The 19,706-nt window shown below is 73.3% G+C and carries 15 protein-coding genes; 5 read left to right on the forward strand and 10 right to left on the reverse strand.

Annotation, left to right across the window (positions count from 1 at the left end; translation table 11 throughout):
• The first annotated feature begins 144 nt into the window (after positions 1–144).
• Positions 145–1,008: an alpha/beta hydrolase gene (locus ABZ953_RS12755; RefSeq protein ID WP_361721229.1), complete on the forward strand. Its 864-nt coding sequence runs from the start codon at positions 145–147 to the stop codon at positions 1,006–1,008.
• Between the two features lie 94 nt (positions 1,009–1,102).
• On the opposite strand, the gene pdxH is transcribed toward ABZ953_RS12755, so the two are convergent.
• Positions 1,103–1,792, reverse strand: a complete 690-nt coding sequence (gene pdxH, locus ABZ953_RS12760; RefSeq protein ID WP_361721232.1) for a pyridoxamine 5'-phosphate oxidase — start codon at positions 1,790–1,792, stop codon at positions 1,103–1,105.
• A 326-nt stretch (positions 1,793–2,118) separates the two neighbouring features.
• Here pdxH and ABZ953_RS12765 point away from each other — a divergent pair, with 326 nt between their 5' ends.
• Positions 2,119–3,219 carry a citrate synthase 2 gene (locus ABZ953_RS12765; RefSeq protein ID WP_361721235.1) on the forward strand — a complete coding sequence of 367 codons (1,101 nt, stop codon included), beginning with the start codon at positions 2,119–2,121 and terminating at the stop codon, positions 3,217–3,219.
• 190 nt (positions 3,220–3,409) lie between these two features.
• Here ABZ953_RS12765 and ABZ953_RS12770 read toward each other — a convergent pair whose 3' ends face one another.
• The 9 genes from ABZ953_RS12770 to ABZ953_RS12810 form a co-directional block, all read right to left on the reverse strand.
• A complete protein-coding gene (locus tag ABZ953_RS12770) occupies positions 3,410–4,015 on the reverse strand; it encodes a TetR/AcrR family transcriptional regulator (RefSeq protein WP_361721238.1) in 606 nt (201 codons plus the stop codon).
• Positions 4,003–4,749 (reverse strand): enoyl-CoA hydratase family protein, encoded by a 747-nt coding sequence (locus ABZ953_RS12775; protein WP_361721241.1) that lies wholly within the window; start codon positions 4,747–4,749, stop codon positions 4,003–4,005. Before ABZ953_RS12775 ends, ABZ953_RS12770 begins: the two co-directional genes overlap by 13 nt.
• A gap of 43 nt (positions 4,750–4,792) precedes the next feature.
• On the reverse strand, positions 4,793–5,959 hold the full coding sequence (locus ABZ953_RS12780; protein ID WP_361721244.1) for an acyl-CoA dehydrogenase family protein: 1,167 nt from the start codon (positions 5,957–5,959) through the stop codon (positions 4,793–4,795).
• On the reverse strand, positions 5,956–7,878 hold the full coding sequence (locus ABZ953_RS12785; RefSeq protein ID WP_361721247.1) for a biotin carboxylase N-terminal domain-containing protein: 1,923 nt from the start codon (positions 7,876–7,878) through the stop codon (positions 5,956–5,958). Before ABZ953_RS12785 ends, ABZ953_RS12780 begins: the two co-directional genes overlap by 4 nt.
• 10 nt (positions 7,879–7,888) lie before the next feature.
• A complete protein-coding gene (locus ABZ953_RS12790; RefSeq protein ID WP_361721250.1) occupies positions 7,889–9,493 on the reverse strand; it encodes a carboxyl transferase domain-containing protein in 1,605 nt (534 codons plus the stop codon).
• Positions 9,490–11,469 (reverse strand): acyclic terpene utilization AtuA family protein, encoded by a 1,980-nt coding sequence (locus ABZ953_RS12795; RefSeq protein ID WP_361721253.1) that lies wholly within the window; start codon positions 11,467–11,469, stop codon positions 9,490–9,492. The genes ABZ953_RS12790 and ABZ953_RS12795 overlap by 4 nt, the downstream gene beginning before the upstream one ends.
• The gene (locus ABZ953_RS12800; protein ID WP_361721256.1) at positions 11,466–12,266 is read right to left on the reverse strand and encodes a TIGR03084 family metal-binding protein; all 801 of its coding nucleotides are present in this window, start codon (positions 12,264–12,266) and stop codon (positions 11,466–11,468) included. Before ABZ953_RS12800 ends, ABZ953_RS12795 begins: the two co-directional genes overlap by 4 nt.
• A gap of 112 nt (positions 12,267–12,378) precedes the next feature.
• Positions 12,379–13,395, reverse strand: a complete 1,017-nt coding sequence (locus ABZ953_RS12805) for an EamA family transporter (protein WP_361721888.1) — start codon at positions 13,393–13,395, stop codon at positions 12,379–12,381.
• A 759-nt stretch (positions 13,396–14,154) separates the two neighbouring features.
• On the reverse strand, positions 14,155–16,884 hold the full coding sequence (locus ABZ953_RS12810; RefSeq protein ID WP_361721891.1) for an FAD-binding and (Fe-S)-binding domain-containing protein: 2,730 nt from the start codon (positions 16,882–16,884) through the stop codon (positions 14,155–14,157).
• A 451-nt stretch (positions 16,885–17,335) separates the two neighbouring features.
• Between ABZ953_RS12810 and ABZ953_RS12815 the strand changes: the two genes are divergently transcribed.
• Genes ABZ953_RS12815 through ABZ953_RS12825 form a run of 3 tightly spaced genes read left to right on the forward strand, consistent with a single transcriptional unit; the run spans position 17,336 to position 19,673 of the window.
• Positions 17,336–18,832 (forward strand): ATP-binding protein, encoded by a 1,497-nt coding sequence (locus ABZ953_RS12815; protein WP_361721259.1) that lies wholly within the window; start codon positions 17,336–17,338, stop codon positions 18,830–18,832.
• Complete coding sequence (locus tag ABZ953_RS12820; RefSeq protein WP_361721262.1) at positions 18,829–19,320, forward strand: roadblock/LC7 domain-containing protein; 492 nt, start codon at positions 18,829–18,831, stop codon at positions 19,318–19,320. The genes ABZ953_RS12815 and ABZ953_RS12820 overlap by 4 nt, the downstream gene beginning before the upstream one ends.
• A complete protein-coding gene (locus ABZ953_RS12825; protein WP_361721265.1) occupies positions 19,317–19,673 on the forward strand; it encodes a DUF742 domain-containing protein in 357 nt (118 codons plus the stop codon). Before ABZ953_RS12820 ends, ABZ953_RS12825 begins: the two co-directional genes overlap by 4 nt.
• Positions 19,674–19,706: the final 33 nt, after the last annotated feature.

Here is a 19,706-nt window from a genome sequence, read left to right on the forward strand (position 1 = left end):
CGGTCAATCCTTGAGCGTGGTCACCCGAACGAGGGGTGTTATCGGCGAACCGGCCGCTTTCGAAAAAGAGTTCGATAGCGTGCGGGGGCGTGGAGCAGGGCCAGGCGTGGAACCCGAGCGGAACCAAGGGGGGTGCCAGGAATCATGGTGCGGCGCATCGACGTGACGGGCGCGGGTGGCGTACGCCTCGCCGCCTGGGAGTACGCCGACCCTCCCAAGCTCCGGGAGGTCGAGGGCTTGCCTGGCGGCGTGCTGTTACTGCACGGCCTGATGGGCCGCGCCTCCCACTGGACCGGTACGGCCCGCTGGCTCGCCGAGCGGCACCGAGCGGTCGCACTGGACCAGCGCGGCCACGGCAGGAGCGAGAAGCCCGCCGAAGGCCCCTACACCCGCGATGCCTACGTGGACGACGCCGAAGCCGCCCTCGTCCAGCTCGACCTCGCGCCCGCCGTCCTCATCGGCCACTCCATGGGCGCGCTCACCGCCTGGCAGCTCGCCGCCCGCCGCCCCGACCTCGTCCGCGGCCTGATCATCTGCGACATGCGGGCCTCCGCGCTCGGGGCCGCCTCGCAGCGGGAGTGGGAGGACTGGTTCAAGTCCTGGCCGGTACCGTTCGCGACGCTGGCCGACGTACGCAAGTGGTTCGGCGAGGACGACCCCTGGGTGGAGCGGCCCAACCCGGCGCGCGGCGAGTTCTTCGCCGAGATCATGACGGAGGGCACGGACGGCTGGCGTCCCGTCTTCGACCGGGCGCAGATGCTGGAGTCCCGCGAGACGTGGGTGCACGACGCGCACTGGGAGGAGCTGATCCAGGTCCGCTGTCCCACGCTCGTCGTGCGGGGGCAGGACGGAGAGCTGGGGCGGGCGGAGTCCCAGGAGATGGTCCGGGTGCTGCCGCGCGGGGAGTATGCGGAGGTGGCCGACGCGGGGCACCTTGTGCACTATGACCAGCCGGGGGCCTGGCGGGCCGCGATCGAACCGTTTCTGGACGGGGTCCTGACGGGGTAGGGGGCGCCGTCTTGTCGTGGCCTGCGGCCTACTCGTCCTCAATCGCCGGACAGGCTCGAAGTGTCCCCACGGCCGCCTTTCGGGCTTGGCTTGGTCATGGGCTGAGGCGCTCTACCCGCCAGGTTTCCGCGCCCGTCTCCGGGCGTACGTACCGCAAGCGGTCGTGCAAGCGGTCCGCTCTGCCCTGCCAGAATTCCACCGTCAGGGGGCGGACGCGGTAGCCGCCCCAGTTCGGGGGAGCCGGGACCTGTTCGCCCTCGGGGTAGCGGGCGGCCAAGTCGGCGTAGGCGCGGTCGAGTTCCGCGCGGGAGGTCAGCACGGCGGACTGGGTGCTGGCCCAGGCGCCGAGCTGGGAGCCGTGCGGGCGGGTCCGGAAGTAGGCGACCGTCTCCTCGCGCCCGACGCGCTCCGCGAGGCCGCAGACGATCACCTGGCGGGCCACGGCGTGCCAGGGGAAGAGCAGCGAGACGTACGGGTTGGCGGCGAGCTCACGGGACTTCTGGGACTCGTAGTTGGTGAAGAAGACGAAGCCGCGCTCGTCGAAGCCCTTCAGGAGCACCGTGCGGGAGCTGGGCCTCCCCGTCGCGTCGGCCGTGGAGACGACCATGGCGTTCGGCTCGTGGACGGCTGCCCTGTCGTGTGCCGCCTCCTTGAACCAGAGCGCGAACTGGTCCATGGGCCCGGCCGGCAGATCCGCCTCGGCGAGCCCCGCGGTGACGTACTGCTCGCGCATCTCGGCCGGTTCGGGCAGGGGTTCGGGAAAGACTGCGCTGGCGTCGGTCACACAGTCATCCTGCCGTATGCGGGGCGGGCCCGGCGGAGCGCGGAGCGACCCGGAGAGGTGACGTGTGGCACTGAGTGCCGCATTGCATCGCCAAAGGTGGCACCAAGGGATATCGTCCTGCTGCCGAATCGGTTGGGTGACCACCAGCCTCACTGGGCATCACCGGAGTGAACGTTCCGGACCGCGAGTCGACGAATTCGCCACAGATGGGCGGATTGGACCGCGTAACCGGGCCGTGTTCGCCCATTTTTGACCGATGGTCATGAGCTGATCGCCTTGCCTCACTCGAAAACCATCACGTCGAACCCATCACGAGGAGCCGCCTGATGTCCGACTTCGTACCCGGCCTTGAAGGAGTCGTCGCGTTCGAGACGGAGATCGCCGAACCGGACAAGGAAGGTGGCGCGCTGCGCTACCGCGGCGTCGACATCGAGGACCTGGTCGGCCACGTCTCCTTCGGGAACGTGTGGGGCCTGCTCGTCGACGGCGCCTTCAACCCCGGCCTGCCGCCCGCCGAGCCCTTCCCGATCCCGGTGCACTCCGGCGACATCCGCGTCGACGTCCAGTCCGCGCTCGCGATGCTCGCCCCCGTCTGGGGGCTGCGGCCGCTGCTCGACATCAGCGAGGAGCGGGCCCGCGAGGACCTGGCGCGCGCCGCCGTCATGGCGCTCTCCTACGTCGCCCAGTCGGCCCGCGGGCAGGGCCTGCCGATGGTGCCGCAGCAGGAGATCGACAAGGCCGACACCGTCGTCGAACGGTTCATGAAGCGGTGGCGCGGCGAGCCCGACCCCAAGCACGTGCAGGCCGTCGACGCGTACTGGACGTCGGCCGCCGAGCACGGCATGAACGCCTCCACCTTCACCGCCCGCGTCATCGCCTCCACCGGCGCGGACGTCGCTGCGGCGCTGAGCGGGGCCGTCGGCGCGATGTCCGGACCGCTGCACGGCGGCGCCCCCTCCCGGGTCCTCGGCATGATCGAGGAGATCGAGCGCACGGGGGACGCGGTCGCGTACGTGAAGCAGGCCCTGGACAAGGGCGAGCGGCTGATGGGCTTCGGGCACCGGGTGTACCGGGCGGAGGACCCCCGCGCGCGCGTGCTGCGGCGCACCGCCCGTGAGCTGGGGGCGCCGCGCTACGAGGTCGCCGAGGCGCTGGAGAAGGCGGCCCTTGACGAGCTGCACGCCCGCCGTCCCGACCGGGTGCTCGCCACGAACGTGGAGTTCTGGGCGGCGATCGTCCTGGACTTCGCGGAGGTCCCGGCGCACATGTTCACGTCGATGTTCACGTGTGCGCGGACCGCGGGGTGGTCGGCGCACATTCTTGAGCAGAAGCGGACGGGGCGGCTGGTCCGGCCCTCGGCGCGGTACGTGGGTCCTGGGAGCCGGACGCCTCAGGCCATCGAGGGGTACGGGGAGATCGCCCGCTGAGGCCTCGGGGCCGCTGCCCCGGGCCCCGCTCCTCAATCGCCGGAGGGGCTGTATTCACCGCCTCCCCGGCGCTCGGCGAATCGCGCTGCGCGCTCGTCCTCAATCGCCGGACGGGCTGAATTTTCAGCCCCTCCGGCGATTGAGGAGCGGGGTCTGGGGCGGAGCCCCAGGAGAGCGAGCCACGGCTCCGTCAGGCCAGGGACGACTCCACCAGCGCCGTCCACTGCGCCACCACCCGACCCCGCCGCGCCGCGTCATCCGTGAGCAGATTCGCCAGGCCCAGGCCGCGGGCCATGTCCAGGAGCCCCTGGATCGTCTCGCGGACGCCGGGGACGGACTCGTCCGCACCCAACAACCCCACCGCGATGCGGTGGGTCTCGCGGCCCACGCGGGCCTCCAGCTCCGTGACCCGGCCCCCGAGCTGGGGCTCGTTGGACGCCGCCACCCACAGATGGAGCGCCGCGCGGAAGAGCGGGCCCGTGTAGAGGTCGACCAGGGCCGCGACCACCGAGGCGCGGTCCTGGGCCGGGAGGGCGCGCAGGGCCGTCGAGCGCTGTTCGGCGACGTACTCCACGGCCGCCGTGAACAGGTCCTCCCGGGTCGGGAAGTGGTGCTGGGCCGCGCCCCGCGAGACGCCCGCCCGCTCGGCGACCACCGAGACCGTCGAGCCCGCCCAGCCGTGCTCGGCGAGGCAGGACACGGCGGCCTCCAGGAGCTTCTGCCGCGTGGCGCGGCTGCGGTCCTGTTTGGGGGCGCGCTCGCGCGCGGTCCCGTCGGCGGCGGTCACAGCACCCATGGGCGCTCCCGTCGTTCGAGGAACGCCGCCATTCCCTCGCGCGCCTCCGCGGCGGCGAAGAGTCGCGCGGACAGGGCCGTGACGGCGTCCGATTGGTCGTCGAATGCGTCGAGCACCCTAGCCGTGAGCAGCTTCTTCGTCTCGGCCAGGGCGATCGGTGCCGCCGCGCGAAGGCCGTCGAGCATCGGTTCGAGGGTGGCGTCGAGGGTGGCGTCGAGGTCCGTCGCGTACGCCGTGAGCAGGCCGATCCGGGCCGCCTCCGCCGCGCCGAAGCGCTCGCCGGTGAGGAACCAGCGGTACGCGGCGCTCGGGTCGAGGCGGGGCAGCAGGGGCAGGGAGATCACGGCGGGGGCGACGCCGATGTGCACCTCCGTGAACGCGAAGGACGCGGCCGGGCCCGCGACCGCCAGGTCGCAGGCGCCGAGCAGCCCGAGGCCGCCCGCCCGCACATGGCCGTCCACCCGGGCGACGACCGGCTTGGGGAGCTCGACGAGCTGCCGCAGCAGCCGTACGAAGTCCCGCGGGTCGGGCGGCGCCTTCAGGTCGGCCCCGGAGCAGAACGTCGTACCGGTGTGGGTGAGCAGGACGGCGCGGACGCCCGCGTCCTCGCCCAGGACGGTCAGGGCCTCGGCGAGGGCGCCCACCAGATCGGCGGAGAGCGCGTTGCGGCGGTCGGGGAAGTCCAGGGTGATGGTGGTGACGCCGCGTTCCGGCGCGGAGACGACGAGGCTCATGAACCGCTCCTCAGTAGAACCTCAGTAGGGCCTCAATAAGGCCTCAGTAGGACTTGGGCAGGCCGAGCGTCTGGTGCGAGACGTAGTTGAGGATCATCTCCCGGCTCACCGGGGCGATCCGTGCCACGCGGGACGCGACGATCAGTGACGCGAGGCCGAACTCCTTCGTCAGGCCGTTGCCGCCCAGCGTGTGCACCGCCTGGTCGACGGCCTTCACGCAGGCGTCGGCGGCGGCGAGTTTGGCCATGTTGGCGGCCTCGCCCGCGCCGGTGTCGTCGCCCTCGTCGTAGAGCCGGGCGGCCTTCTGCATCATCAGGCGGGCCAGTTCGATCTCTACGTGGGACTGCGCGAGGGGGTGCGCGATGGCCTGGTGGGCGCCGATCGGGGACTTCCACACGCTGCGTTCCTTGGCGTACTCGACGGCGCGGGACAGCGCGTAACGGCCCATGCCGAGCGCGAACGCGGCCGTCATGATGCGCTCCGGGTTGAGCCCGGCGAAGAGCTGGAGCAGCCCCGCATCCTCGTCGCCGACAAGTGCGTCCGCGGGCAGCCGCACGTCGTCGAGGACGAGCTCGAACTGCTTCTCCGCGGCCTGGAGTTCCATCTCGATCTGCCGCCGTTCGAAGCCGGGGGCGTCGCGCGGGACGATGAAAAGGCACGGCTTGAGGTTGCCGGTGCGGGCGTCCGAGGTGCGGCCGACGATCAGTGTCGCGTCGGCGATGTCGACGCCGGAGATGAAGACCTTGCGGCCGGTCAGCAGCCAGTCGCCGGAGTCGGGGTCGCGGCGGGCCGTGGTGGTGATGCGGTGGGAGTTGGAGCCCGCGTCGGGCTCGGTGATCCCGAAGGCCATGGTGCGCGAGCCGTCGGCGAGGCCGGGCAGCCAGGCCCGCTTCTGCTCCTCGGTGCCGAAGCGGGCGATGACCGTGCCGCAGATCGCGGGTGAGACGACCATCATGAGCAGGGGGCAGCCTGCCGCGCCCAACTCCTCCAGGACTATGGACAGTTCGGCTATGCCGCCGCCCCCTCCCCCGTACTCCTCGGGCAGGTTCACGCCCAGGTAGCCGAGCTTGGCGGCGTCCGCCCACAGCTCGTCCGGGTGGCCGCCGCGGCCGGCGACGCGGGTCAGGTAGTCGCGTCCGTACCGGCGGCCGAGTGCGGCGACGGCGGTGCGCAGGGCCTGGTGCTCTTCGGTTTCGAGGACGGTGCTCATACGGATTGCTCCTCCTGTACGGCGTCTACGGCGTCTACTGCGTCCACGGCACGTACGGCATGTACGGCATCTGCGACGTCTACGACTGCGAGCAGTGCGCCGACCTCGACCTGGCGGCCGGGCTCGGCGTGCAGGGCGGTGAGCGTGCCGGAGGCGGGTGCGGTGATGCGGTGCTCCATCTTCATCGCCTCCAGCCAGACGAGGGGCTGCCCGGCGGTGACCCGCGCCCCCACCGCGAGCCCGTCGACCAGGCGCACGACGGTGCCGGGCATCGGGGCGAGCAGGGAGCCCGGCTCCTGCCGGGTGGTCGGTTCGGGGAGCAAGGGGAGTGCGGTCAGGGCGGTGTTGCCGACGTACACGCGACCGCCTCCGTAGTCGCTCACGGTGAACTGCCGTCGCACAGTGCCGACTTCGAGCACGACACGCTCGCCGGATACGGAGAGCACCCGCACCCCGTCCGCGTCGAGCCCCTCCCGCGTGTGCCGGTAGCGGACCTCGTGCTCGGACCCGTCCGGCTCGCTCCTGAAGAGCTTGACCTGCGGTTGCGACGCGAGGTTGCGCCAGCCGCCGAAGCGGGAGCGGCCGTGCGCGTCGGCGAGCGCGGCGGCCAGCGGGGCGAGCGGGTCGGGTGTGGGGGCGGTGAGCGCGGCGGCATGCCGGTCGTAGAAGGCGGTGTCCATGCGGGCAGCGGTGAACTCGGGGTGCCGCAGGGAGCGTACGAGCAGGTCGCGGTTGGTGACGGGGCCGTGCACGGCGGCGCGTTCCAGGGCGCCCGCCAGCTTGCGCAGGGCCTCGGCGCGGGTCGGGGCGTATGCGACGGCCTTGGCGAGCATGGCGTCGTAGTGGACGCCGATGGTGTCGCCCGCGGCGTAGCCGGTGTCCAGGCGCACTCCGTCGGGTACGTCGAGGCGGTGCAGGGTGCCGGTCTGCGGGGCCCAGTCGGCCGCCGGGTCCTCGGCGTAGAGGCGGGCCTCGACGGCGTGGCCGTGCGCGGCCGGTGGGTCCTTCTCCAGGGCGAGGCCCTCGGCGATCCGGATCTGCAACGCCACCAGGTCGAGGCCGAACACGGCCTCGGTGACGGGGTGTTCGACCTGGAGGCGGGTGTTCATCTCCAGGAAGTGCGCGCGCCCTTCGGCCACCAGGAACTCGACGGTGCCCGCGCCGCGGTAGTCGGTGACGCGGGCGGCGCGCACGGCCCGCTCGTGCAGTTCGGCGACGAGCCCGGGGGCGAGGCCGGGCGCCGGGGACTCCTCGATGACCTTCTGGTGGCGCCGCTGCAGGGTGCAGTCGCGGGTGCCGAGCGGCCATACGGTGCCGTGCGCGTCGGCCATGATCTGCACCTCGACGTGCCGTCCGCCCTCGACGTACGGCTCGACGAACACCTCACCGTCCCCGAAGGCACTGGCGGCCTCGGCTCGCGCGGCCGCCAACTCACCCTCCAGCAACGCCAGTTCCCGTACGACACGCATGCCACGCCCGCCGCCACCGGCCGCCGCCTTCACCAGGACGGGCAGGTCGGCCTCGGTGACGTCGCCGAGCGGGGTGATGCCAAGGAGTTCCTTGGCACGTGTCTTGGACGCCATCGCCTCGATCGCCTCGGGCGGCGGGCCGATCCAGCCGAGCCCCGCGTCGAGGACGGCCCGCGCGAAGGGGGCGTTCTCGGAGAGGAAGCCGTAGCCGGGGTGGATCGCGTCGGCGCCCGCGGCCTGCGCGGCCTTCACGACGAGGTCGCCGCGCAGGTACGTATCCGAGGGCGCGGCGCCCGGCAGCCGTACCGCCGTGTCGGCCTCGCGCACGTGCAGGGCGTCCGCGTCGGCGTCGGAGTACACGGCGACGGTGGCGATGCCGAGCTCGCGGCAGGTGCGGAAGACGCGGCAGGCGATCTCGCCCCGGTTGGCCACAAGGATGGAGCTGATCATGGTGAGTTCCTCACATCCGGAAGACGCCGAAGCCGCCGCGCGCGCCCTCGTAGGGGGCGGTGTGGATCGCGGACAGGCAGAGACCGAGGACGGTGCGGGTGTCGCGCGGATCGATGACGCCGTCGTCGTAGAGCCGCCCGGACAGGAACATCGGGAGCGACTCGGACTCGATCTGCTGCTCCACCATGGCGCGCAGCGCGGCGTCGGCGTCATCGTCGTAGGGCTGGCCCTTGGCGGCGGCGGACTGCCGGGCGACGATCGACAGGACGCCCGCGAGCTGCTGCGGCCCCATGACGGCCGACTTGGCGCTCGGCCAGGCGAAGAGGAAGCGGGGGTCGTAGGCGCGCCCGCACATGCCGTAGTGCCCGGCGCCGTACGAGGCGCCCATCAGGACGCTGAGGTGCGGCACCCGCGAGTTCGACACGGCGTTGATCATCATCGCGCCGTGCTTGATGATGCCGCCCTGCTCGTACTCCTTGCCGACCATGTAGCCGGTGGTGTTGTGCAGGAAGAGCAGCGGGATGTCGCGCTGGTTGGCCAGCTGGATGAACTGGGCGGCCTTCTGGGACTCCTCGCTGAACAGGACGCCCTGCGCGTTGGCGAGGACGCCGACCGGGTAGCCGTGCAGGCTCGCCCACCCGGTGACGAGCGAACTCCCGTACAGCGGCTTGAACTCGTCGAAGTCGGAGCCGTCGACGATGCGGGCGACGACCTCGCGCGGGTCGAAGGGCTTCTTCAGGTCGCCGGGGACGATGCCGAGGAGCTCGTCCTCGTCGTACTGGGGCTCGGCGACGGTCGCCGGGTCCGGATCGGCGTACGCCTTCCGCCAGTTGAGGCGGGAGACGACGCGGCGGGCCTGGCGCAGCGCGTCGCGCTCGTCCTCGGCGAGGTAGTCGGCGAGGCCGGAGGTGCGGGCGTGCATCTCAGCGCCGCCGAGCGACTCGTCGTCGCTCTCCTCGCCGGTCGCCATCTTGACCAGGGGCGGACCGCCGAGGAAGACCTTCGCGCGCTCCTTGACCATGATCACGTGGTCGCTCATGCCGGGCACGTAGGCGCCGCCCGCGGTGGAGTTCCCGAAGACGACGGCGATGGTGGGAATCCCCGCTGCCGAGGACTGCGTGAGGTGTTTGAAGAGGGCGCCGCCCGGGATGAAGATCTCCTTCTGGGAGGGCAGGTCCGCGCCGCCCGACTCCACCAGGTGGATCGAGGGCAGCCGGTTGGCGTGCCCGATCTCGTGGGCGCGGAACGCTTTCTTCAGCGTCCATGGGTTGGACGCGCCGCCCCTGACCGTCGGGTCGTTGGCGGTGATCAGGCACTCGACGCCCTCGACGACGCCGATGCCGGTGACCATGGAGGCGCCGACGGGGTAGTCGCTGCCCCAGGCGGCCAGCGGGGACAGCTCCAGAAAGGGCGTGTCGGGGTCGAGGAGCAGCTCGATGCGTTCGCGGGCGAGCAGCTTGCCGCGCCCCCGGTGGCGGGCGACGTACTTCTCGCCGCCGCCTTCGAGCGCCTTGGCCTGTTCGGTGCCGAGTTCGGCGAGCCGGTCGAGCATGGCCCGGCGGTGCTCGGCGTACTCGGCGCTCGCGGGGTCGAGCGCGGAGCTGAGGACGGTCACAGCAGTACCTCCGGTATGTCCAGGTGGCGGGCGCGCAGCCACTCCCCGAGCCCCTTGGCCTGCGGGTCGAAGCGGGCGCGGGCGGCCACGCCCTCGCCGAGCAGCCCCTCGACGACGAAGTTCAGGGCGCGCAGATTCGGCAGGTCATGGCGTACGACGCGCAACTCGGCCGTCTCCGGCAGGAGTTGGCGCAGCCGGTCCACGGTCAGTTCATGGGCCAGCCACCGCCAGGCGCCGTCGGTCCGCGCCCACACGCCGACGTTGGCGTCGCCGCCCTTGTCGCCGCTGCGGGCTCCGGCGACGAGGCCGAGGGGCGCGCGGCGGGTGGGGCCTGGCGGGAGCGGGGCGGGCAGCGGTGGCGTCGGCGGATCTTCGAGTACGAGGGTGTCGGCGCCGGAGGCGATGCGCGTGCGCTCGCCGCCGGGCAGGACCGCCACGTGGTCGACGGTGTTCCGGTCGACGTACGCCGCCTCGAAGACGCCGTAGGGCGAGCCCTTGCCGGGCGGCGCGGTCACGTGGAAGCCGGGGTAGCTGGCGAGGGCCAGCTCGATGGCGGCGCCGCTGAGCGTGCGGCCCACCGCGTCCGCGTCGGCGTCCCGCAAGACGAGGCGCAGCAGGGCGCTGGCGCTCTCTTCGGTGGGCGCGTCGGCGCGGTCGGTGCGGGCCAGCTCCCAACGCACCTCGGCGGGGCGGGACTTGGCACGGTCGAGGGCGTCCTCCAGCTGGGCGCGGACGAGGTCGGCCTTGGCGTCGATGTCGAGTCCTGTGAGGACGAAGACGACTTCGTTGCGGAAGCCGCCGAGGCGGTTGAGGCCCGCTTTGAGGGTCGGGGGCGGCGCCTCGCCGCGCACACCGTCGATGCGGACGCGGTCGGGGCCTTCCTCGGTGAGGGCGACCGTGTCGAGGCGGGCGGTGACGTCGGGGCCCGCGTACCGGGCGCCCTGCGTCTCGTAGAGGAGCTGCGCGGTGACGGTGCCGACGTCGACGAAGCCGCCGGTGCCGTCGTGCTTGGTGATGACGGACGAGCCGTCCTCGTGGATCTCGGCGAGGGGGTAGCCGGGGTGGCGCAGGCTGCCCGGGTCCCTGCCGTGCCCGGCGAAGAAGGCGTAGTTGCCGCCGGTGGCCTGCGCGCCGCACTCCAGGACGTGCCCGGCGACGACGGCGCCCGCGAGCTTGTCGTACTCCGTCGGGCCCCAGCCGAAGTGCGCGGCGGCGGGCCCGGTGACCAGGGCGGCGTCGGTGACGCGGCCGGTGACGACGACGTCGGCACCGGCGGTCAGGCACGCGGCGATGCCCGCGCCGCCGAGGTAGGCGTTGGCGGTGAGGGCGCCGGGGAAGCGGGGGCCGAGGTCGTCGCCCTCGACGTGCGCGACCTTGACGTCGCCTAGCCCGAGGCGTCCGGCGAGCTCCCGTACGGCGTCGGCGAGCCCGGCCGGATTGAGCCCGCCCGCGTTGGCGACGATGCGCACGCCGCGCTCCCGGGCGAGCCCGAGGCACTCCTCAAGCTGCCGCAGGAAGGTCTTGGCGTAGCCGCGCGTGGGGTCTTTGAGCCGGTCGCGGCCGAGGATGAGCAGGGTGAGCTCGGCGAGGTAGTCGCCGGTGAGGACGTCGAGGGGGCCGCCGGTGAGCATCTCGCGCATCGCGTCGAACCGGTCGCCGTAGAAGCCGGAGGCGTTGCCGATGCGGAGGGGGGGTGCGGTCAGCGGCTGGGCGGGCCCGGATATCGACTGGGCGGGCCCGGTTATCGGCCGGGCGGGCCCGGATATCGGCCGGGCGGGGTCGGATATCGGCTGGGCGGGGTCGGTCATGCGCCGGGCGGGGTCCGTCGTCGGCTGGGCGGGGTCGGTCATGCGCCGGGCGGGGTCCGTCGTCGGCCGGGCGGGGTCCGTCATGCGCCGGGCGGGCTCCGCCGTCGGCCGGGCGGGGTCGGTCATGCGCCGGGCGGGCTCCGCCGTCGGCTGGACGGGGGCCGTCATGTGGTGCCTCCCTTCGGCGGGCGGCCCGCGCCCGGTGGCCCCGCGAACGCCTGCGCGATGTCCAGCCAGCGGTCCGCGTCGGACCCCTGCGCGCGCAGGGCGAGGTCGGCGCGGTGGGCGCGCTGGGTGACCAGGAGACAGAAGTCGAGGCCGGGCCCCGTGACGCGCTGGGCGGCGTCCTCAGGGCCGTACGCCCAGGTCTCCCCCTTGCCGCCGGGCGAGGTCAGCTCGATACGGAACTCCTCGCCGGGTGCGTCCAGGCCCCGTACGGCGAAGGCGAAGTCACGGGCCCGCACCCCGATCCGCGCCACGTGCCGCAGCCGATCGGTCGCGGCCCGCGCGACGCCGAGCGCGTCCGCCACGTCCTGGCCGTGCGCCCAGGTCTCCATGAGCCGCGCGGTCGCCATGGAGGGAACGGCCATCGGCGGCCCGTACCAGGGCAGGCGGGTACCGGCGGGGGCCTCGCGCAGGACCTGCCACAGCGCGTCGCGTCCGGTGCGCCAGCGGGCGAGCAGTTCCGCGGGCGGGAGCGTGGCACCCTCCGCGGCGCCCTCGTCCACGAACGAGCCGGGTGCCGCCGCCGCCTTCTCGACCTCGACGGCGAAGGCGTCCGGGTCGGTGGCGGCGAGCAGGGCGGCCCGGTCCGTCCAGGTGAGGTGGGCGATCTGGTGAGCAACGGTCCAGCCGGGCGCGGGGGTCGCAAGGGACCACCTCTCCCCGCTCAACTCCGCTACGAGACGGTCGAGTTCCGCACTCTCGCTGCGCAGGTCGTCGAGCACGGGCAGGGCATCGGACACGGCACGCTCCCCTCGGGGCACGAATGGTCTCCCCCGCTCGCCAGGGATCGAGAGCGCGGGGAAGTGCCTGGGAGCATGGCAGTGCCCGGAGAAACAAGCAAGCGTGCTTGCATTACTTTTTGGAGGGGGCGTCCAGTCGTGCGCTGGAGGCGGCCTCGGACGTTGCGGCGGCCGCCACCGGGTCCCCCACGGCACCGGCTGCCGCACCGGCTACCGCTTCGGCTGCCGACCCCGCCACCGGGTCCTCGTCCACACGGGCCCGGCGCCGCCCCACCTGCGTCCGCACCGCGCCCATGCTCGCCGCGATGACCAGGGCGATGGCAAGCGCCTCGGTGACGGACAGGGCCTGGTTCAGGATCAGGAACCCGGCGACGGACGCGATGGCCGGTTCCAGGCTCATCAGGACGGCGAAGGTGTGCGCGGGCAGCCGACGCAGCGCGAGGAGTTCGAGGGTGTACGGCAGCACGGACGACATCACCGCGACGGCCGCGCCGAGCGCCAGCACGTCCGGCCTGACCAGGCGCGAACCGGCCCCGGCGATCCCGATCGGCAGGAAGAGCACCGCGGCGACCGCCATGGCCAGGGCCAGGCCGTCGGCCTGCGGGAAGCGTCGTCCGGTGCGCGCGCTGAAGAGGATGTACACCGCCCACATCGCACCGGCGCCGAGGGCGTAGGCCACGCCGACCGGGTCGAGGCCGTCGAAGCCGCCCCCGCCGCCGAGCAGGAAGACGCCGCCGAGGGCGAGGCCCGCCCAGACCAGGTTCATCGCGCGGCGCGAGGCGAGGACGGAGAGCGCGAGGGGTCCGAGGACCTCAAGGGTGACGGCGGGGCCCATGGGGATGCGGGCGACGGACTGGTAGAAGAGGCCGTTCATGCCCGCCATGGCGACGCCGAAGGCTATGACGGTGCCCCAGTCGGCGCGCGAATGCCCGCGTACCTTCGGCCGGCATACGACGAGCAGGACGAGTGCCGCGAAGACGAGGCGCAGCGCGACGATGCCGACGGCGCCGACCCGCGGCATCACGCTCACCGCGACGGCGCCGCCGAACTGTACGGAGATGCCGCCCGCGAGGACGAGGCCGACGGGGCCGAGTCGGCTGCGGAGGCCCGGCTGGGGTGCCGCCGCCACGGGACTCTCGGGCGAGGGCGCCGGGGTCGCCGGGGGTGCTGCCTGATCGCTGCGGGAGACCTTCACGGGCGAGCCTTTCCTGGTGCGTTGCCGCACTTACCCGGGGTTCATGGTCGGTTCATGTTCCTGGACTCCACCGTCCAAGGCAGTGCACTACGACAGGATTGTGGAGCCCTTTCACTGCTGTACGCAACCCTTATCCACGGGTCGGACCCCGGGTCCGGGGTCTCGCCATCTCCGGGGGTAGCCCCACCCGCACCCGGGGACGTTCCCGCCGCCCGTGCGGGGGCCTCTGCAGGCGCGTCCGGGTTGCTCGCGCAGTTCCCCGCGCCCCTAAAAACACCCGGCGCCACCCGCGCCAGGGGCAAACACCATCGCGGACACCCGCGCGACGACCCCTGCGGGCGCGTCTGGGCGGAGCGCGCAGTTCCCCGCGCCCCCAAAAACACCCCACCACGCCTCCCTAAGGGGCGCGAGGAACTGCGCGAGCAACCCACCACAACCCGCACCCACACAACAGCCCCCGCGGGCACATCCGGGCTGAACGCCCAGAGCCCCGCACCCCCAAAAACACCCCACCACGCCTCCCTAAGGGGCGCGAGGAACTGCGCGAGCAACCCACCACAACCCGCACCCACACAACAGCCCCACCCGAGGCAAACGCGTCTGCGAGAACCCGCACGACAGCCCCGCAGGGGGCGCGGGGAACTGCGCGAGCAACCCACCACGACCCGCACCCGCACAACAGCCCCCGCACCCTCAGTGGCTGTCCTCGGGTCCGGTTTCGAGGGACTTCGCCAGGAGCTCCGCCAAGTGCTGGGCCCGGATCCCCGCCAGGTGCGTCAGCTGGGTTCGGCAGGAGAAGCCGTCGGCCAGGACTGCCGCGTCGGGGGGCGCCGCCGTCACCGAAGGCAGCAGCTGCTCCTCCGCGCAGGCCTTGGAGACTTCGTAGTGGCCGCGTTCGAAGCCGAAGTTCCCGGCGAGGCCGCAGCAGCCGCCGCTCAGGGTGCCCACCAAGCCCGCCTTCGCCCGTAGGCGGGCTTCCGCCGCGTCGCCGAGGACCGCGTGCTGGTGGCAGTGGGTCTGGCCGACGACGCTCCGGTCGACCCGCGGCGGCCGCCACTCGGGGGCCAGCTCCTCCAGGGCCTGCGCGAACGTGCGGACGGCCGCGGCGAGCCGCTCCGCGCGCGGGTCGTCCCCGAGCAGTTCGGCGAGGTCGGCCTTGAGGGCGGCGGCGCAGCTCGGCTCCAGGACGACGACCGGCGTCCCCGCGTCGAGGACGGGCTCCATCCGGTCGAGCGTGGCGCGCAGCACGGCGCGGGCCCGGTCGAGCTGGCCCGTCGAGACGTACGTCAGCCCGCAGCACACGCCACGCGGCGGCACCGCGACGCTGAGCCCGGCGTCCTCAAGGACCGCCACCGCGGCCCGCCCCACCGAGGGCGAGAGATGGTCGGTGAAAGTATCGGGCCAGAGCACGACGTGCGGGGCGGCGGCGCCCGCGGCCCGCCGCCGCCCGCGCCACCACCGCCGGAACGTACGCTGCGCCACCTCGGGCACGGCCCGCTCCGGTGCGATCCCGCCGAGCCGCTTGCCGAGCGCCGCCAACGGGGAGACGCGGGCCAGGGCGTTGACGAGCCGGGCGGTGCGCGTCGCGGCGACGGCCCGCAGCCAGCGCGGCAGCAGGCCCATCGAGTAGTGGGCGGCGGGCCTGCGCCGCCCCTTGTAGTGGTGGTGCAGGAACTCCGCCTTGTACGTGGCCATGTCGACGCCCACCGGGCAGTCCGAGCGGCAGCCCTTGCAGGACAGGCAGAGGTCGAGGGCGTCCTTGACCTCGGTGGAGCGCCAGCCGTCCGTCACCACCTCGCCCGCGAGCATCTCGTGCAGGAGGTGGGCGCGCCCGCGCGTGGAGTGCTCCTCCTCACCCGTGGCGCGGAAGGAGGGGCACATCACGTCGGTGGGGGAAGTGGACGTCGACGTACGGCACTTGGCCACGCCCACGCATCGCCGTACCGCCGCCGAGAAGTCACCGCCGTCCTGCGGATAGCCGAAGACCACGTCGACCGGCTCGCGCGGCAGCGGCGCGAAGCGCAGGTTGGCGTCCAGCGGGTCCGGGCGTACGAGCATGCCCGGGTTGAGCAGGCCCGCCGGGTCCCAGACGTCCTTGACGCGGCCGAAGAGATCGATGAGTTCGGGGCCGTACATCTTCGGGAGCAGTTCCGCGCGGGCCTGTCCGTCGCCGTGCTCCCCGGAGAGCGAGCCTCCGTGCGCGACGACGACGTCGGCGAGCTCTTCGGAGAAGCGCCGGAAGCGCGCGATGCCCTCCTTGCCGAGCAGATCGAAGTCGATGCGTACGTGGATGCAGCCGTCGCCGAAGTGCCCGTACGGCGTGCCCCGCAGGCCGTGGTCGGTGAGCAGCGTCCTGAAGTCGCGCAGGTAGGCGCCGAGGCGGGCGGGCGGCACCGCGCAGTCCTCCCAGCCGGGCCAGGCCTCCGAGCCGTCCGGCATCCGGGTCGCCGTGCCGCTGGCGTCCTCGCGCACCCGCCACAGCGCGCGCTGCCCGGCCGGGTCGTCGACGATCAGGGCGTCCACGGTGTCCCCCGCGGCCGCCCGCACGATCGACTCGCCGCGCGCGCGTGCCTCCGCCGGGCTCTCGCCGCCGGTCTCCACGAAGAGCCAGGCGCCGCCCTTGGGCAGACCGTTCGCACCCTTCACCAGGTCGGCCGCCATGCCCTCGACGGTCAGCGGACCGTACGGCAGGAGTCCGGCCGCCGCTTCGGCCGCCGCGCTCTCGTCGGCGTAACCGAGGACGGCGAGCGCCCGCGCACGGGGCGCGTCGACGAGGCGTACGACCGCTTCGGTGAGGACACCGAGCGTGCCCTCCGAACCGCAGAACGCGCGCGCGAGGTCCGTGCCGCGTTCGGGGAGCAGCGCGTCCAGGGCGTACCCGGAGATGCGGCGCGGCAGTTCGGGGAAGCCGGTGCGCAGCAGCGAGAGGCCGCCGTCCACGAGGGGGCGCAGCCCATCGGGGGCGCCGTCCCAGCCGCGGGCGAGGCGGCGGCGCTCTCCCGAACCGTCGACTACGGAGAGGGCGTGCACGTTGTCGGCGGTCGTGCCCCAGGCCACCGAGTGCGAGCCGCAGGAGTTGTTGCCGATCATGCCGCCGAGGGTGCAGCGGCTGTGCGTGGAGGGGTCGGGGCCGAAGGTGAGGCCGTGCGGGGCGGCGGCCGAGCGCAGGTCGTCGAGGACGACGCCCGGCTGGACCACGGCGGTATGTTCCCCGGGGTCGAGGGAGACGATGCGGCGCATGTGCCGGGTGAGGTCGAGGACGACGCCGGTTCCGGTGGCCTGTCCGGCGATCGAGGTGCCCGCGCCGCGCGGGACGAGGGGCACGCCGCGTTCCCGGCAGACGGCGAGGGCCGCCGCCACGTCGTCGGCGTCGCGCGGGGCCACCACGGCGGCGGGCACCCTGCGGTAGTTGGAGGCGTCCATGGTGTGCAGGGCGCGGGCGGTGACGGAGAGGTCCACCTCGCCGCGTACGGCCGCGCGCAGATCCCGCGCGAGACCGTCCAGGTCCACCACAGCGTCCCGGCCCACCGGAGCCTGACGTACCCGGACCTGATGGGCCGGAACTTGCCGCCCCGGTACCTGATGCCCCGGTACCTGATGCACCGGAACCTGATGCACCGGTACCTGACGCGCCGGGACCTGCTCGCCCCCGCCCCGCACCGGGCCGTCTCCCCGGCTCTCCGCCGGGCCACCGGGGTCGCCGTCGAGATCGCTCATACCACCCAGCATGCCCCCGCACAGGCCCCTCGTGGCCACCCCGCCTCACCCGTTTTTTCACAATCCGGACGGGAAGATTCCCAACTCGGCCAACAACTCTCCTATAGTGATCCCCTCTTGAGCAGAGTGTGTCGCTTCCGATCGAGGACCCCGATTGATGACCGCGCAACCCCCCATAGCGCGCCCCGGGACGGAGCACCCTCCGCTGCGTCCCACCGCTTACGTCCTGCTGGCCTGCGCCGTGCTCACCGCGGCGCTCACCGGAGCAGCCGTGGCCCTCGCGCCCGCCTCCGTACGTACCCCCCTGGCCTGCGGATCCGGCGCCGCGGCCCTCGCGCTGACCGTCGCCGTGACCCTGGCCTTCCACACCGCCCGCACCAACTCCCTGCTGCGCCGCAGCGTCGAGGACAACCGGCAGTACACCGCCGCCCTCGTACGCGAACAGGGCGCCCGTACCGAGGAGTCGGCCCGTGAGCGGACCGCGCTCACCGAGTACTTCGCCCGGGAGCGGAACGAACTGACCGTCCGCGCCCGCCGCGCCGAGTCCGAACGCGCCGCCGCCCTCGCCGCCTGCGCCAACGCGGCGGGCCGCATGCAGGCCCTGGCCACCGGCATGCTCGCCGACCTGCGCGACATGGAGGGCAGGCACGCCGACGAGGACGTCCTCACCGACCTCCTCCACCTCGACCACCGCACCGCGCAGGCCGGCCGCATCGCCGACTCCGTCGCGGTGCTCACCGGCGCCCGCTCGGGCCGCCGCTGGGCCCGGCCCATCGTCATGGAGTCGATCCTGCGCGGCGCGATGGGCCGCATCGGCGGCTACCAGCGCGTCCGCGTCCACTCGGCCAGCGAGGTCGCGGTCGCGGGCCACGCCGCAGAGGGCGTCATGCACGCCCTGGCCGAGCTCCTCGACAACGCGACGAACTTCTCGCCGCCCACCTCCGAAGTGCACGTCTACATCGAAGAGGTGGCGGCCGGCGTCATCATCTCCGTGGAGGACAGCGGCCTGGTGATGGGCCCGGTGCAGCAGCGCCGCGCCGAGCACGCCGTGTCCGGTGAGACCAAGGGCCTCGGCGGCCTTTCGGGCACCCGGCTCGGGCTCGCGGTGGTCGGCAGGCTGGCCCGCAAGCACGGCCTCACGGTGTCGTTCCGGCCGTCGGCGCGCGGCGGTACGGGCGTACTCCTGCTCGTACCGCAGGAGCTGCTCTCCCGCCCCTCGGACGCGGCACCGGTCGCGGCCCAGGCCCTGGCGCTGACCCCGCCCCCGGCCCCGATCCCGGTCAGCCCCCCGCAGCCACAGCCACAGTCGCCGCCGCAGCCGCAGCCGGCCGTCTCCGACACCCCGTCAGCCGGACTCGACCGCATCGACGGTATCGACCGCGACCCCGTACCCACCCACGAGTCCGCCGATGCCGCGCCCCTCCCCAAGCGCCCGCGAGGCCGCACCCTCGCCGCCGCCGAGCGGGCACGGGCCGACAGCGACACCGGCGAGACGCAGATCCGCTCGCACGCCGCCACCGCGGCGAGCACCGCGGCCCGCTTCAGCAGCTTCCGTCAGGCCGTCCGCCCCACTCCGCCGGACCCGTCAGGACCGGCCGAGGACACGGACGCCACCGCAACTCCCCCGTACCCGGAAGGCGAGACCCCCCGATGACCACCGGCACCACCCCCGGCAGCACGACCTCCGGCGGCACGACCCCCGGCAGCACGGCCCCCGGCAGCACCACCGACGAAAAGCTCACCTGGCTCCTCCAAGGCCTCCTCGAGCGCACCCCCGGCGCCCGCCACGCCCTCGTGCTCTCCCGTGACGGCCTCAAGCTGTGCCGCACCCCGGAGCTCTCCGTCGACCAGGCCGACCAGCTCGCCGCGATAGCCGCAGGCATCCAGTCCCTCTCGCACGGCGCGTCCGCCGAGTTCGGTGACGGCAGCGGCGGGGTCCGCTCCGCGATGGCCGAGTTCTACGGCGGCATCCTCTTCATCGTCGAAGCGGGCGAGGGCGCCCACCTCGCGGTCATCGCCGCCGAGGACGCCGACGCGGGTCTCGTCGGGCACACCATGAGCGAGCTGGTCGAGCAGCTCGGCGAGCACCTGCGCGCCGCGCCCCGCGCGGACGACGCCCCCCGCACCCTGCCCGCCTCATGAGCCGCCCCGGCCGGGACGACTCCCCCGACCGGCTGTACACCCTCACCGGGGGACGCAGCCGGTCGGCGCCCGACACCCCATTCGACCTGGTGACCCTCGTCGTCGCCGAGTCAGGACCGGCCCCCGGCATGCAGTCCGAGCACGCCGCGATCCTGCGCCTGTGCCATCTGCCGACCGCCATGGTGGAGGTCGCCGCCGAGCTCGGGCTCCCGGTGAGCATCACCCGCATCATGCTGTCCGACCTGCTCGACGCGGGCCGGATCAGCGCCCGCCACCCGCGCGCGGCCGCCGACCACAGCCTTCCCGATCCCGACATCCTGGAGCAGGTGCTCGTTGGACTCCGCAATCTCTGAACGCAGCGCCACCGGAGCGACCACCGGGGCGAC

The sequence above is a fragment of the Streptomyces sp. NPDC046465 genome, assembly GCF_040646035.1.
Classification (GTDB): domain Bacteria; phylum Actinomycetota; class Actinomycetes; order Streptomycetales; family Streptomycetaceae; genus Streptomyces.